Source organism: Paenibacillus diazotrophicus (assembly GCF_042610465.1).
The window spans coordinates 1252447-1265803 of the sequence record NZ_JBGJZN010000001.1 but is presented as its reverse complement, the minus strand read 5'-3'; the positions used below and the strand labels follow the sequence as shown (position 1 = coordinate 1265803).

The 13357-nt window shown below is 49.7% G+C and carries 14 protein-coding genes; 7 read left to right on the top strand and 7 right to left on the bottom strand.

Translation table 11 applies throughout. From position 1 onward, the window contains the following. Positions 1 to 10 precede the first annotated feature (10 nt). Both ACAN54_RS05765 and ACAN54_RS05760 read right to left on the bottom strand, forming a co-directional pair. The gene (locus ACAN54_RS05765) at positions 11 to 262 is read right to left on the bottom strand and encodes a YolD-like family protein (protein WP_379151607.1); all 252 of its coding nucleotides are present in this window, start codon (positions 260 to 262) and stop codon (positions 11 to 13) included. A 167-nt stretch (positions 263 to 429) separates the two neighbouring features. Next, entirely contained in the window at positions 430 to 2106 is a 1677-nt protein-coding gene (locus tag ACAN54_RS05760) for a hypothetical protein (protein WP_379151604.1), read from the bottom strand. A gap of 222 nt (positions 2107 to 2328) precedes the next feature. On the opposite strand from ACAN54_RS05760, the gene kduI reads away from it, so the two are divergent. From kduI to kduD, 3 genes are all read left to right on the top strand, one after another. Then, positions 2329 to 3162 (top strand): 5-dehydro-4-deoxy-D-glucuronate isomerase, encoded by an 834-nt coding sequence (kduI, locus tag ACAN54_RS05755; RefSeq protein WP_379151601.1) that lies wholly within the window; start codon positions 2329 to 2331, stop codon positions 3160 to 3162. A gap of 34 nt (positions 3163 to 3196) precedes the next feature. Then, complete coding sequence (locus ACAN54_RS05750; RefSeq protein WP_379151598.1) at positions 3197 to 3952, top strand: DeoR/GlpR family DNA-binding transcription regulator; 756 nt, start codon at positions 3197 to 3199, stop codon at positions 3950 to 3952. A 65-nt stretch (positions 3953 to 4017) separates the two neighbouring features. After that, on the top strand, positions 4018 to 4773 hold the full coding sequence (gene kduD / locus ACAN54_RS05745; protein WP_379151595.1) for a 2-dehydro-3-deoxy-D-gluconate 5-dehydrogenase KduD: 756 nt from the start codon (positions 4018 to 4020) through the stop codon (positions 4771 to 4773). Between the two features lie 296 nt (positions 4774 to 5069). Here the strand turns inward: kduD and ACAN54_RS05740 are convergent, their stop codons facing one another. The 3 genes from ACAN54_RS05740 to ACAN54_RS05730 all read right to left on the bottom strand — a co-directional run bounded on the left by ACAN54_RS05740 (position 5070) and on the right by ACAN54_RS05730 (position 6691). Beyond that, on the bottom strand, positions 5070 to 5645 hold the full coding sequence (locus ACAN54_RS05740; protein WP_379151592.1) for an NAD(P)H-dependent oxidoreductase: 576 nt from the start codon (positions 5643 to 5645) through the stop codon (positions 5070 to 5072). A 143-nt stretch (positions 5646 to 5788) separates the two neighbouring features. Further along, a complete protein-coding gene (locus ACAN54_RS05735; protein WP_379154090.1) occupies positions 5789 to 6091 on the bottom strand; it encodes an ArsR/SmtB family transcription factor in 303 nt (100 codons plus the stop codon). 81 nt (positions 6092 to 6172) lie between these two features. Beyond that, positions 6173 to 6691, bottom strand: coding sequence for a hypothetical protein (locus tag ACAN54_RS05730; protein ID WP_379151588.1), 519 nt, complete (start codon positions 6689 to 6691; stop codon positions 6173 to 6175). A gap of 108 nt (positions 6692 to 6799) precedes the next feature. Between ACAN54_RS05730 and ACAN54_RS05725 the strand changes: the two genes are divergently transcribed. Further along, a complete protein-coding gene (locus tag ACAN54_RS05725) occupies positions 6800 to 7423 on the top strand; it encodes an NUDIX hydrolase (protein WP_379151585.1) in 624 nt (207 codons plus the stop codon). A gap of 95 nt (positions 7424 to 7518) precedes the next feature. On the opposite strand, the gene ACAN54_RS05720 is transcribed toward ACAN54_RS05725, so the two are convergent. Beyond that, positions 7519 to 9588, bottom strand: a complete 2070-nt coding sequence (locus tag ACAN54_RS05720) for a beta-galactosidase (RefSeq protein ID WP_379151583.1) — start codon at positions 9586 to 9588, stop codon at positions 7519 to 7521. A 178-nt stretch (positions 9589 to 9766) separates the two neighbouring features. Here ACAN54_RS05720 and ACAN54_RS05715 point away from each other — a divergent pair, with 178 nt between their 5' ends. Together ACAN54_RS05715 and ACAN54_RS05710 are read left to right on the top strand one after the other, a co-directional pair. Next, a complete protein-coding gene (locus ACAN54_RS05715) occupies positions 9767 to 10636 on the top strand; it encodes an AraC family transcriptional regulator (RefSeq protein WP_379151580.1) in 870 nt (289 codons plus the stop codon). Then, on the top strand, positions 10636 to 11292 hold the full coding sequence (locus ACAN54_RS05710; RefSeq protein WP_379153440.1) for a cellulose binding domain-containing protein: 657 nt from the start codon (positions 10636 to 10638) through the stop codon (positions 11290 to 11292). The genes ACAN54_RS05715 and ACAN54_RS05710 overlap by 1 nt, the downstream gene beginning before the upstream one ends. A 161-nt stretch (positions 11293 to 11453) precedes the next feature. Here ACAN54_RS05710 and ACAN54_RS05705 read toward each other — a convergent pair whose 3' ends face one another. Next, positions 11454 to 12194 (bottom strand): SDR family NAD(P)-dependent oxidoreductase, encoded by a 741-nt coding sequence (locus ACAN54_RS05705; RefSeq protein WP_379153438.1) that lies wholly within the window; start codon positions 12192 to 12194, stop codon positions 11454 to 11456. Between the two features lie 168 nt (positions 12195 to 12362). Here ACAN54_RS05705 and ACAN54_RS05700 point away from each other — a divergent pair, with 168 nt between their 5' ends. Continuing rightward, a complete protein-coding gene (locus tag ACAN54_RS05700) occupies positions 12363 to 13250 on the top strand; it encodes a LysR family transcriptional regulator (RefSeq protein WP_379154199.1) in 888 nt (295 codons plus the stop codon). Positions 13251 to 13357: the final 107 nt, after the last annotated feature.

The following is a 13357-nucleotide window of genomic DNA, read 5'->3' as shown; positions in this document are numbered from 1 at the left end:
GTTCGCTCTACTAATCTCTTGGATAATCTATGGCCATAATGTCCATAAAAGGAACCTTCATGAGCTCCTCTTTGAAGCTTACATGCACCTTGCCGGTACGTGAATCCATGCCAACGATCGTTCCCCGCACCTGCTCCTCTTTGCCCCAGACGGTCAACAGGATTTCAGAGGCCTCCTGCATAGCTTCCGTCAATTGATTGCCAATTTCCTCCAGCACAAATTCATCTCTTGTCGGCCGTTTGGCCACTTTCGCTTTTGCCACGCTATTCCTCCAATAAGTCATTACAGGGATAAACACAATTTTTGTATGAATGCTCTTAATTATTATATCATGGACACGCATTGGATTGAACCTTAACCACATCTGTCGAAGGAGAACACGCGCATGAAGGCGGATCATCTGCCTGCGGGTTCTTTAACAAAACATATTTAGCTGCCGCTAACGGTATAATGTTCCAATGTGATTGGGCTGCCATTCAGCAGAGCTTGAGTAAAGATTTGATCCCCTGCACTTAATTGCAGCCGGTCTCCATTACTATTGTCATATTGAACGGTCAAGGTGGCCCCAACCTCAAAAGATGGTGCATATGCTGCCCATTCAGCTTCAAAGCACGCAAGGTCACTGATCCCCCGCTCCGCAGCCTCCTTGACACTTATAGCTTCCACAACCACGCCTCCCGGCATTCCCTGTGCAGACACTTCGAGATAGGTCTCCCTTTCAATCAGCTGGTAACCATGGGACAGATATACGGCAAAATACACAGCGCCCGCCTGGCCGAACAACGCAGTATGCCGCTTCATCCACTGGCCCTTGGGCAGCACACCGACTACTGTATCCCCTTCCCCCTCTGGAACCGGGAACAATGATAGAATGGTGTTCCGGTGGTACAGCACCTCCATATACCTGCTCTGATGGCGCGGGTCTCCTGTGTGATAACCTTGACCGGGATGAAAGAAATACAGCCGGTTCGCTGCAGATTCAGCAGATACCGGAAGTGAAAAAGCCCAGCGGAGCTGTTCGTTGTCGAACTCCTCAACCCGCTCCCATAAGCCTCCTGCGGCGAAGCTCTCGGTAATATACGCATAGGAGTGAATCAGCGGCTGCGGGTTAGGATCTTCGGGAATGACTTTTTGCGTCACTTTGGTGACTTCCACCGGAGTCTGGCGGTTCAGTGCTGCTGCACGTACCTTAGCCGGAGCTTCATAGAAGAGAAACCCGGCATACTCCGTGCGGGGCATATCCTGTGGCAGCTTGAAATTCCCAAACTGCACATAGTCATGAAGCACATTCCCGTCGGCCGGAATATCATGCGGCCAGCCCCTGGAATGCGCGCCAACCCAGGCACCCTGCAGATAGAATTGTCCCCGTTCATTCCACAGGTAATCCAGCATTTCTCCAAGCGTTCTCTTAACTCTGCTGTCTTCCTCCAGCGCCCAGGCACAGGTAAACGCCTGCACCCAGTGCCAGAACCACGGCAGGCTGCCATACTCCGGCATTCCCTTCTCTCTGATATACACCAGAGTATTCTCCAGACTCTGCCGCCCGTCCGCCAGCAGTTCTTCATCATCGAACAGCTTGCCGAAGATCAGCTTGGCCGCTGTATATTTGGCCTCATGATGTCCAAAGTGAATCACTGGCTTACAGTAGAAGCCGCTGCGATAGATATGCCCGATTGCTGTGTGAAAAGCAATCCGCAGTCCAGCATTCAGTCTGCCCCCGTATTGCTTGAAGAACCAGACCATCAGGCTGCCCATGATCTCCACCGGCAGCTCATGCAGTGCTGCCTCGCGCGGAAGCGGGTGCAGATTCAGCGGCCAATGCCCGTATAACGGCGTATCCGGCTGCCGGTTTTGCAGGAGCACGGTTTCGAGCATCACAGCCTCCGCTTTGTGTTTGGCCTCCTCCCGGTCAAAAGGCAGCTCAAAAGATGATTCCACAGCAGCAGCAAAAAGATAAGATGCATAATAAAAGTTGTTGCGTACATCATCATGGAACCATAGCCCGCTATCCAGTAAGGGACGCCGTTCAGCCTGGGTAGCGATAGTATAGATGATTTCATTTTGGCGAGCCTGATATGGACCCGGTGCAGATTTGTGTTCTCCCACTTCCGTTCACCCTCCACCATTTCTTATATACTACATACTTAAGATCCAACTTCATTTCAGTACTATTGTGCACGCTTTCAGTTCATATGGCAACGCTTTAAACGCTATAAATGAACTAAAATAAACATAATAAAAAAGATTATCACTTGCCAAATGAACTTATATGGATTAAATTGTACCTATACGAACGAAAATATGTTTGCGAAGGAGATTGAATATTTCATGGAAAGACGTTTCGCATCCCATCCTAATGAAGTTAAGCAATTTGACACAGAGCGCTTGCGCAAGGAGTTCCACATTCCTGTCATTTTTGCTCCGGATGAACTGAAGCTTGTCCTGACCCACGAAGACCGCATGATCGTCGGCGGTGCTAATCCCGTTAAAGAAGATGTTGTGCTCACCACTGACCTGAAAGAGCTTGGAGTAACTTACTTCCTGGAACGCCGTGAACTGGGTGTTATCAATGTCGGAGGCAAGGGTTCAGTTGTTGTAGACGGAACAGAATATGAAATAGATTACAAAGAGTGCCTGTATGTAGGACAAGGCTCCAAAGATGTTATTTTCAAAAGCGCCGACAGCGCCAAACCTGCGAAGTTCTACCTGAACTCTGCACCTGCACATCAATCTTACCCTACTACCAAAACCACGCTGGCTGAATCCGAATCTGGTGCAATGGGGGGTCTCGAGAACTCTAACGAACGTACGATTCACCGCTTCATCCATACTAACGGCGTTCAAAGTGCTCAGCTGGTTATGGGGATGACTCAATTGAAACCGGGCAGCATGTGGAATACAATGCCATCCCACACTCACCCGCGCCGGATGGAAGCTTACTTCTACTTCGATCTTCCGGATGATTCCATTGTGTTCCACCTCATGGGTGAGCCTACAGAGACCCGTCACATTGTAATGCACAATGAACAGGCAGTAATTTCTCCAAGCTGGTCCATTCACAGCGGTGTGGGTACGCACAACTACACCTTCATCTGGAGCATGGCCGGAGACAACAAACGTTATGATGATATGGACCCCGTAGGTATGAAAGAATTACAATAGAACAAAAACAACTACGGAAAGATGAGGCAGGCGGATGAACCCGATACGGCGACATGAGATGATTATGGAAGTTATGCTGAACCAGAAGGATGTAACGGTGAACGAGCTGAGCGACAAGCTCCAGGTCACGGGAAAAACAATCCGCGAGGACTTAAGCAAGCTGGAGGAGCAAGGACTGATTATGCGTGTCCACGGCGGAGCCGTTCTGGCACAGAGCGATCAGTTCGGCATCCTGCCCTTGAGAAACCCGCTAGATAAATATTCCGATGAAAAAACGGAGATTGCACAGCTCGCGCTGACCCATATCGCAGAGGATGATATTATTGCGCTGGATGGCGGCAGCACCACGCTCGAAATTGCCCGGAGGCTGGAGAACATTCCGCTGACGGTTATCACCAATGATGTATACATCATCAGTGAGCTGGTTCAGAAAGATAACATCCGTCTCGTCGTTCCGGGAGGATACCGGGTCCGCAATATGCTGGCCGGTCCCGAAGCGGTCTCCTACGTCCAAAAGCTTAATATAGAAAAAGCCTTTCTGTCGGCTACAGCCGTTCATATTGAACACGGACTGTCCATTTACACCGGTGATTTCATCGATTTCAAACAAGCCTTAGTATCCACAGCACGTACGGTATTTGCCGTCTGCGATCATCACAAGTTCGGGCATACCGCACTGCGAACGTTCGCATCCCTGCAGGAAGTTGATGTGCTGCTGACGGACAGCGGTCTTGCAGCAGAAACCGTAGGGCAATTCCGGAGTGCAGGCATTCATATCGAATGTGGATAGTATAAATACAGCATTAAGCAATACCAAAATACTCATTAATGTTTATAAAAGGAGAGAATAATCATATGTCATCTTTATTCAGTTTGGCAGGTAAAACAGCAATCGTAACAGGTGCTGCCCAAGGTCTTGGACAAGGGATTGCCCTTGCCTTTGCAGAAGCAGGCGCAGACGTTATCTCCGCTTCCCTCAATGCAAGTGATGAAACAGTAGCTGCAGCTAAAGCCTTTGGCGTAAAAGCACTCAGCATCGCTTGTGACCTGAGCGACCACTCCAAGCTTCAGGGCATGTTCGATGAAGCTGTTGCCTTCACAGGCAAGGTTGATATTCTTGTGAACTGTGCAGGTATGATCCGCCGTACACCGGCCAAGGACCACAGCGAAAAGGATTGGTTCGATGTAATCAACCTCAACCAGAACACTGTCTTCTTGCTGTCGCAAATCGCCGGCCGTCACTTCCTGGAAAGAGGAAATGGTAAAATCATCAACATCTGCTCCATGCTCTCTTACCAGGGCGGCATCAATGTACCAGGCTACACTGCAAGCAAGCATGCCGTAGCTGGTCTGACCAAAGCTTTTGCCAATGAATGGGCTGGCTCCGGTCTGAATATCAACGCAATCGCTCCAGGATACATGGCTACTGAGAATACCGCTCCAATCCGTGCCGACCAGAACCGTTCCGATTCCATCCTTGACCGCATTCCTGCGGGACGCTGGGGAACTGCCGAAGATGTTAAAGGACCTGCCGTATTCCTGGCATCCGCTGCATCCGACTACCTGAACGGCCACATTCTGAATGTGGATGGCGGATGGTTGGCTAGATAATACCTGGCCATTCTCTTCCTGAAGGTTATGGTTAGCAAGCTTATTATAAATAGACATACACATACAATTGGGCTGCGGGGAGTTAGATTTGACATCGGCTTACTCTGCCAGCAGCTGCTGCTAAACATATCACTTTCCAACAAGACTGAGGCGTCCTCACAAAAGGCGCTACAGTCTTGTTTTGCTATTTCCGGTGATTGGCCTCGATAACCCGTTTCCCGGTGCAAAGCTTTCCCTCCCGCGCTGCTCTCCATGCAGGAAAGGATCATAGCTTACCTTGTTGTACGCGGAGACGGTTAAGCTCTTCTGCCGGAGGGAGAGGAATGACTATCCACATAGACGGCGTAATCTGCGGCATACTGCTCCAGCAGTTCGTCGCTTACTTCGCGAATTCCGCTCACCACAAATGGCTGCCGGTAGATCATTCCGGTCAAGTTGGCGGTCTGCTGAAACGGCCGCAGCAGCTCGCTATAGGAGTAATTATGAAAACCTCCGGCCTGGTACATGCCTTGAGCGCCTCCTGAAGAAATCGCAATCATAAGCTCCTTGCCCTTCAGCTTGTCTCCCCCTCTGCCGTGAGCCCAGCCATGCTCGAATACTTCATCCATCCATTTTTTCAGCAAAGAAGGCGAGCTGTACCAATAAAAGGGGAATTGCAGTACGATTCGTTCATGAGCAAGTAACAGCGCCTGTTCGCGTGGGACATCGATTTTTTCGTCAGGATTACTCTCGTACAGCCGGTGAACAGTAACATTACCCATTCTTTCAATTTCGGCTGTTAATCGTTTGTTAATTCGGGACGTCTCCAAATGTGGATGAGCCACGATAACGAGGGTTACGGCGTTTGGTGAAGGTTTGGATGAGGTGGTCATATGGAACAGCTCCTTTTGTAATCATACAATTCGTGATATGTCGATTTATAGATCTATAAATAATCGATTTATATATCACGAATTATCGATTTGTTGTTATATATAAAGACTGAATTCATATGTTTGAATTCAGTCTTTATTCCCTAGAGATCCTTCTGAATGTAAGTGGCTATTTGGGTTAATGCTGCTTCATCTCTTTTGTAATATGTCCATTTTCCCAGCCGGGTCGCCTGTACAAGCCCTGCCCGCTGCAGAACAGACAAATATTGAGAGGTGGTAGATTGGGTCATATTCAGCTTAGCAGTAATCTGACTGACGCATACCCCAATTTCGATAAGATCAACCCCTCCCTGGGGTCCAAAATGAGCTGTCGGATCTTTTAGCCACTCTAGAATTTGAAGACGTGCTTCATTGGAAAGTGCCTTAAATACATCTATTGGGATAATTGGTTTCATGTCATCATTATATCGACATTTCTCGATATGTCAACCCACTTAACTATGCCTTTCATCTCAAAACTCCGCCAATTACTTGCTGAATTCCACGAACTCATCAGGGTGGGCACGGATATACTCAGCGATAACGTTATGGGTATTCGGTTTTAGCCGCTTAAAGCGTTCATACAGGCCGTTGACTATCTCCAGCAATTCCGGATCGGTTTCGATATCGTTCAGCCCTGCATCCTCCCATCCCAAACCCAAACTAAGGTTTCTGGCCTCCAGCCTTTCCCGTGTCTCTTCAAGAAGTTCAAACAAGGCATCATCTGCAAAAAAACGCACACCTTCCAGAACTCCGTTCCAAGTTCCCTGCTGATTCAGCAGGTACGAGCTCCAAGCATAAAACTCTGCTGATGACTTGTGGCAGTGATCATACATGATACGGAACATGCAAAGTGCTGTCTGCGCCTTACCCAATTGGTTGATTGCGGCAACTTTCACTTCAGGTGATTTCCCTCGGATCAGCTTGAAGGTCGACTCCATGCAAGCCCAACCGAGCCTTTCATCAGTTAATGAATTGAATTCTTTCCTTCCTATCACCACGCGCATGTTCTCCCCCCCTAAGCCATATTATACCTTTCTGTACAATGACTTCCGAGCATTCTCCTATTATTTGTGATAGTGTTGTTAGCAACTGGGCCAATAAGGAGAATCCAAATGTCAGACGAAATTCTTACTACATATGATGCACAGGGCCTGGTGACCGGCACCGCCACACGCGATGATGTACACCGGCTAGGGCTCTGGCATGAGACTTTTCATTGTTGGTTCGTAGAGCAGCGTGCAGATTCATTCTATATCTATCTTCAGTTGCGCAGCAAGAACAAGCGGGACTATCCTGGCTTGCTTGATATTACCGCGGCTGGACATTTACTGGCTGGTGAGACGGCAATGGACGGCATCCGTGAGGTGGAAGAAGAGCTGGGACTGCAACTTACCTATGACGAGCTCATTCCACTCGGAATCATCCCCTATTCCATGATCAAGGAAGGGATGATCGATAATGAGAGGGCAAATGTATTCCTGTATGACAATCATTTCCCCTTGGAGCAATTCCAGCTTCAGCCTGAAGAGGTTGCCGGAATCGTCATCGCAGAGTTTGCCTCCTTCCGCAAGTTCTGGCAGGGTGAGCTGCAGCAACTCGATGTCTCGGGTTTTCGCGTAACGGAATGCGGTAAGCGTGAAGCCGTTCAGCAGAGCGTGGACATCAGCCATTTTGTGCCTCATGATACGGACTATTATCTGAAGATTATCTCAGGAATCGAAGCAGCTTTCCTCTAAGTGGCTGGAAGTCACAACTCGTGATTCCAGCAAAAAAAGGCAGGAGCCCTGGTCATACCGGGTCCTGCCTTTTTGATATCTATATGCCTGCTGAATTAATGCGCCCGCTTGAGAATAGCCAGGCCATGAACCGGAAGCGTAAGCACCGAAGGCGCAGGCTCGCCGGATTCAAGTACAGTGTATGTTCTGCTATCCAGCTGAATGGACTGCTCCACGCCACTGAAATTCTGCACAAATACAAAATCAATGTCTCCATCGGTCCGCAGTTGAGCGGTGACACCTGCTGGCAGATCGGTATCCAAGGTGCGGATAATCCCTGCCTTTTTGGTAATTGCCGCATATAGCTCCACATAGAAACCGGCATCCTTTACGCGTGTAGCCAGATGGTAGGCCCGGCCTTTACCCAGACGGTTCATCGTCAGCGCAGGCTGGCCCGCGTAGAAGTCCGTACGGTACGTACCCAGCGCCTCAGCTCCTTCCAGGTGGATCAGCTCAGCAATTTCATGCGCATCGTAGTCTCCTTCAAGACACAGCGCATTGCCGGAATTCATTACCAGCCCATTCAGGTCGCGGCTGTGCAGGCCTTCTGTCTCTTCCGCCCAGATGCCGAGTGTCCGGCGGAGCGGACCCGGGAATCCGCCCAGGTGGCAAAGATCTGTCTCCCCAACGACACCTGACCAGTATGTCCCCAGAAAGTTTCCTCCCTGTTCGACATACTTCTCAATACGCTTGCCATTCTCCTCACTGATCAGGTACAGCATAGGAGCGATCACCAGCTTGTATGCGGAAAGATCCTCCTCCGAACCGATAATATCCACCGGAATACCCAGCTCCCATAATGCCTGGTAATGCTGAAGCACTGTTTCTTCATATTTCAGACCCGAGTTGCGGATACCCTGTGCATCCTTAATGGCCCAGCGGTTGTCCCAATCATAGATAATAGCCGTCTGAACTGGTGTTGTCGTACCTACTACCGCTTGCAGCTCTGAGAGTGTACGGCCCACTTCGGCAACATCGCGGAAAACACGTGTCTCGGCGTGGCCACTGTGATCGATTACGGCACCATGGAATTTTTCGCTCGATCCACGGCTTTTGCGCCACTGGAAGTATTGTACGGAATCAGAGCCATGGGCAATCGCCTGCAGGGAGGACAGCTTATGCATACCGGGACGCTTCAGCTTGCTGACACTCTGCCAGTTCAGCAGCGAAGGTGTGCTCTCCATCAGCAAGAACGGCTTATGCTTGAAGGTTCGGTACATATCATGGTGCATCGCTGCCCAAGCTGCCAGGCGAGCGTCGTCATCGTCATCCGAGTATCCCCAGGACGGGTAAGAATCCCAGGATACAACATCGAGTATCTTGGCGAGCTTACGGTAATCCACACCGTCGATATTGTGCATATTGGTCGTTACCGGCAACTCAGGGTTATACTCACGCACTGAATCTATCTCATGCTGACAGAAATCAATAGTAGATTCGCTGACAAAACGGCGCCAGTCCAGGTTAAGACCATGAACCTGCGTCTCCCCGTGTGGTGCAGGGGACTCCACTTGATCCCAGGAAGTATAAGTATGGCTCCAGAAGGTAGTCCACCAGGCATGGTTCAATTCATCCAGGCTGTTATCGTATTTCACCTTCAGCCATTCCCGGAAGCTCGCCTGACACAGATCACAGTGGCATTCGCCGCCGTATTCGTTCGAGATATGCCAACCAATAACTGCCGGATGATTCGCATAACGCTCAGCCAGCTTGCCGTTCAGCAATGCTGTTTTCTGACGATACACGGGTGAAGTGTAACAATGGTTATGTCTTACACCGTGCAAATTACGAACGCGGTTGCCTTCTACCCGCAGTACTTCAGGATATTTCTCCGACATCCATGCCGGACGCGCACCGCTTGGGGTTGCCAGGAAAGCATATATCCCGTTTTCGGCAAAGGTATTAAGGATGCTGTCCAGCCAATCAAAGGTGAATACACCTTCTTCCGGCTCCAGCGATACCCAGGAAAAGATCCCCACAGACATTACATTGCATTTGGCAAGCTTCATCAAGCGGATATCTTCTTGCAGCACCTCAGGGTATTTCAGCCATTGTTCGGGATTATAGTCGGCACCATGCAGCATCACTGGAATCTTGCTGCTGACAGGAGGTAATTTCATGTTCATTGATGGGTTCATCCTTTCGGTGTGATGTTCATGTCTGGATGGGATTATTCTCTGATAAATCCTGTTAGAAAGCCCTGTCCATTTCATGAATCATTCTTTATACTGTATATAATAAAGGAAAATCCCATTCTGGAAGTAGGAATATACGCTCGCTTTACTAGTACAAAATGAACATGAGGTGACCATCATTCTGCCCTTCTCTCTAATTGAAATGCCTCGCGACCTGAATCGTTTCCCCTTGTACCCTTATTCGGTTGGCCGTCATATTCAGTATCATCATGTTCGCCCAAGCGGTTTTCCCGTATACCAAGTCTTTCTGATCCGCAGCGGGAGAGGACTGTTCCGGGATCTTGTGACCGGAGAAGAGACGATATTGGAACCCGGTATGGCTTTTGCCTATCCCCCTGACAGGGGTCATGAATATTATCCATTGTCTCTTACACCCTGGCATGTGGGCTTCATTGGCTTTCATGGAGAATTAACGCAAAGCCTGCTCGCAGGAATCGGCATTCTGCCAGGTGCCCCGCCGCTACACCCCGAGCACTTTGAAGAATGCTGGGAACAGGTCGGCAGTATCTGGCATACGGTGAACGACCAAGCAAGCCGACAAGATGAACATGTGATGCAGGAGCTCTCTGTGGCGCTCTACCGGCTGCTTCTCCTGCTTCGCCGCACTGCTTCAGAGACAAGCCCCACAGGGCGGCTGGAGCTGGAGAATGTACGAAATGAGGCCTTACAGAAAGCCGTCAGCCTGATCAATGAGCATTTTACCGAACCGCTGCTGGTATCGAATCTCGCTGCTGCGGTAGGTTACTCTGTTCAGCATTTTCAGCGGCTTTTCTTGCAGGAGTATGGAATCACCCCGCACAAATACCTGCAGAACCTCCGTCTGGAACGTGCAGTTCAACTGATCCGGGAGAATGCCGATACACCGGTTCAGGATATCGCCTTGCAATTGGGCATGGAGACTAATTATTTCATCCGTGTCTTCCGGAATACGTACGGCTGTACGCCGGGGATGATGCGTAAGCGGCAGAATGAATCTTAATGATTTACACCCTGCTGGCGGCGGTGAACAAAGAAGTCATTTCTGGACAGACAAGTACAAAAACAGCTGTCAGCTCTGGGGGNAAGAAAGAGTACCTGGCGGCGCAGGCAGTGGGCACCACTACGCTAACCTTCAGCTTCAGCGCCGGAGCAGCGCAATCACTTGCAGTAAGTATTGTGGATACAACCGCCGCACCGGTTGGTGCACTTAAATTGCAGATGTTTAACGGTGCAACAGCAGCAACGGTTCAATCCATTAATCCAAAGTTTAAGCTGGTCAATACAGGGACAAGCAGCATTTCGCTGGCAGACGTGAAATTAAGATACTACTACACCATTGACGGTGAACAAACTCAGAACTTCTTCTGTGACTGGTCTCAGGTCGGCAGTGCGAATGTTACAGGCAGCTTTGTCAAAATGCCGTCTGACAAGACTGGCGCAGACTACTACCTTGAGATTGGCTTTACCAGTGCAGCCGGATCTTTGGCGGCTGGAGCAAGCGTTGACATCCAGATGCGGGCTGCGAAGTCGAACTGGAGCACCTACACGCAGACAGGAGACTTCTCCTTCAATGGGGCAGATACCAACTATGTAGACTGGATGAAAGCTCCGGTGTATCTTTCCGGAAATCTGGTATGGGGGAATGAACCTTCCTAACTTACCCGCATACCTGGATTAGAAGAACTTAACAGGGTTGTTGCAGAAAATGAGCAGAGCAGTGATCATTCCTTTATTGGAGGATCACTGCTCTGCGTTTTTGTTGATGATAACGGGAAACCCGCTTTAGAGCTATAGGTTCGTTATTTACGCTTCGGTCATTATAATGTCTGTCCGCTATCCGCCGTAATGATCTGGCCGGTCATTGCTTCCTGCTCCAGAGTGGAACAGATGAGGCGGGCTATATCCACCGGTTCAGCAATCCGCTGGAGCAGCAGATTCGGCGCAAGCTGGCGCATTTGTTCTTCTCGTCCCGTCCACCATCGGGTGGCGACCGCACCCGGTGCTACACAGTTGACCCGAATATGGGGAGAGAGTGCGCGGGCCAGGGATCGGGTTAACCCATGAACGGCCGCCTTGGATACAGCATAGGGAAGGGAGGAGCCAGTTCCTGTATTCCCGGCTATACTGCCAAGGTTAACAATAGCTCCTTGCTTGCTCTTGTTCATATGTGCCGCTGCTGCTCTTGCGCAGAAGAACATACCCTTGACGTTGACAGTGTACAGTTCATCCCATACCTCATCTGTAGCCGATTCAAGATCATCCATAGGAATATGTCTGGTGATGCTCGCATTATTCACGAGCAGGTCGATGGTACCGAAGGTTCCGGAGATCCTCTCAACCATATTTCTTACCTCCGCATCCCGCCCTACATCCGCTTGAACCGCAAGGGCCCGTCCGCCTTGATCAATGATCTGCTGAACTGTAACCATCGCTTCTGCTTCAGACCGTGAATAATTAACAGCGACTGTGGCTCCGCGTGCAGCCAGTTCGAGGCTAGTCGCCCGGCCAATCCCCGTTCCTCCACCTGTGACTAGTGCAACCTTTCCTGCTAATTCCATAAGTATCCACTCCTTGATGTTGTTTTATCCTTATTTGCAGTGTATACAACGCGCTGGATTTTGTATAATTGAATGAATTGAAGGAAGAATTCAATTTTGTTGAAGTGAATGTGAATGTGAGTGTAAGTATGAGTAAAGTGTATTCTGAGGTGGAGGGAGTGAAGGATGCTGGATCTGAAAACATTAAAAACCTTTCATGCCATCGTTCAGACCGGGAGCTTCAACCGGGCAGCAGAGGAACTGAACTATGCCCAATCTACGGTCACGATGCAAATTCAGAAGCTGGAATCTGATCTGGGAGTTATATTGCTGGAACGGGGCAAAGGGATCACATTAACCGAAGCCGGACGGTTGTTCCATGAACAGAGCTTCAGAATTGTGAAGGATATGGAACGGCTGCAGAGCAGCATCACGGATTTGAAATCAGGGGAAGCAGGGAGTGTGCGCATAGGCGCGTCTGATCCGACAGCAAGCTACCGTCTGCCAGTCATTCTGCAGAAATATATATCGCTATTTCCCAAAGTAGAGCTGTCCGTGGATATCGCGGGTTCAGGTGCGCTTTGTGAGCGGCTCCTGCACGGGGAATTGGATGTTGTACTCTGCTCCGCTCCGGAGCTGGGGAAGGAATTGCATTTTGAACCGATGTTTACAGAGGGATTTGTGCTGTTAATGCCGGAAGGTCATCCACTTGCATCTGAGCCTGTCATTACTGCAGATCATCTGCGCGGTCATCGCTTGCTGATTACTGCACCCGGTTGTCCTTACCGCAAAAAACTGGAGAGCGTGCTGAAGGAGTCTGCCGGACCGCCGCTGAGTACAATGGAAATCGGCAGCATGTCTGCACTGAAGTTCTATGTGCAGAGCGGCCTCGGAATTGCGCTTGTGCCTGAGGTTACGCTTGACCCGGTTCCTGCCGGAACTGTATTCCGGAGGCTGGAGGGCAAAGCTGTTGATATGACCTGCGGCATCATTTGCCGGATTGTGGATTACCCCTTGAAACCGGTCGTCCGCAGCATCTACGATTTCATCAGACAGGAGCTGGCTGCCCCTTTATGACCGGAACACGCATAAACCCCTATTATTGATTTGCATCAACAATAGGGGTTTATGGTGTAGATACTATACCCATGTTTTTCTCAGACTCCTTATCCTATCCTTGTACT

Coding starts and splice junctions, on each gene's coding strand:
- kduI (WP_379151601.1), top strand. CDS start 2,329: ATGGAAAGACGTTTCGCATCCCATCCTAATGAAGTTAAGCAATTTGAC.
- ACAN54_RS05750 (WP_379151598.1), top strand. CDS start 3,197: ATGAACCCGATACGGCGACATGAGATGATTATGGAAGTTATGCTGAAC.
- kduD (WP_379151595.1), top strand. CDS start 4,018: ATGTCATCTTTATTCAGTTTGGCAGGTAAAACAGCAATCGTAACAGGT.
- ACAN54_RS05740 (WP_379151592.1), bottom strand. CDS start 5,645: ATGACCACCTCATCCAAACCTTCACCAAACGCCGTAACCCTCGTTATC.
- ACAN54_RS05730 (WP_379151588.1), bottom strand. CDS start 6,691: ATGCGCGTGGTGATAGGAAGGAAAGAATTCAATTCATTAACTGATGAA.
- ACAN54_RS05725 (WP_379151585.1), top strand. CDS start 6,800: ATGTCAGACGAAATTCTTACTACATATGATGCACAGGGCCTGGTGACC.
- ACAN54_RS05720 (WP_379151583.1), bottom strand. CDS start 9,588: ATGAACATGAAATTACCTCCTGTCAGCAGCAAGATTCCAGTGATGCTG.
- ACAN54_RS05705 (WP_379153438.1), bottom strand. CDS start 12,194: ATGGAATTAGCAGGAAAGGTTGCACTAGTCACAGGTGGAGGAACGGGG.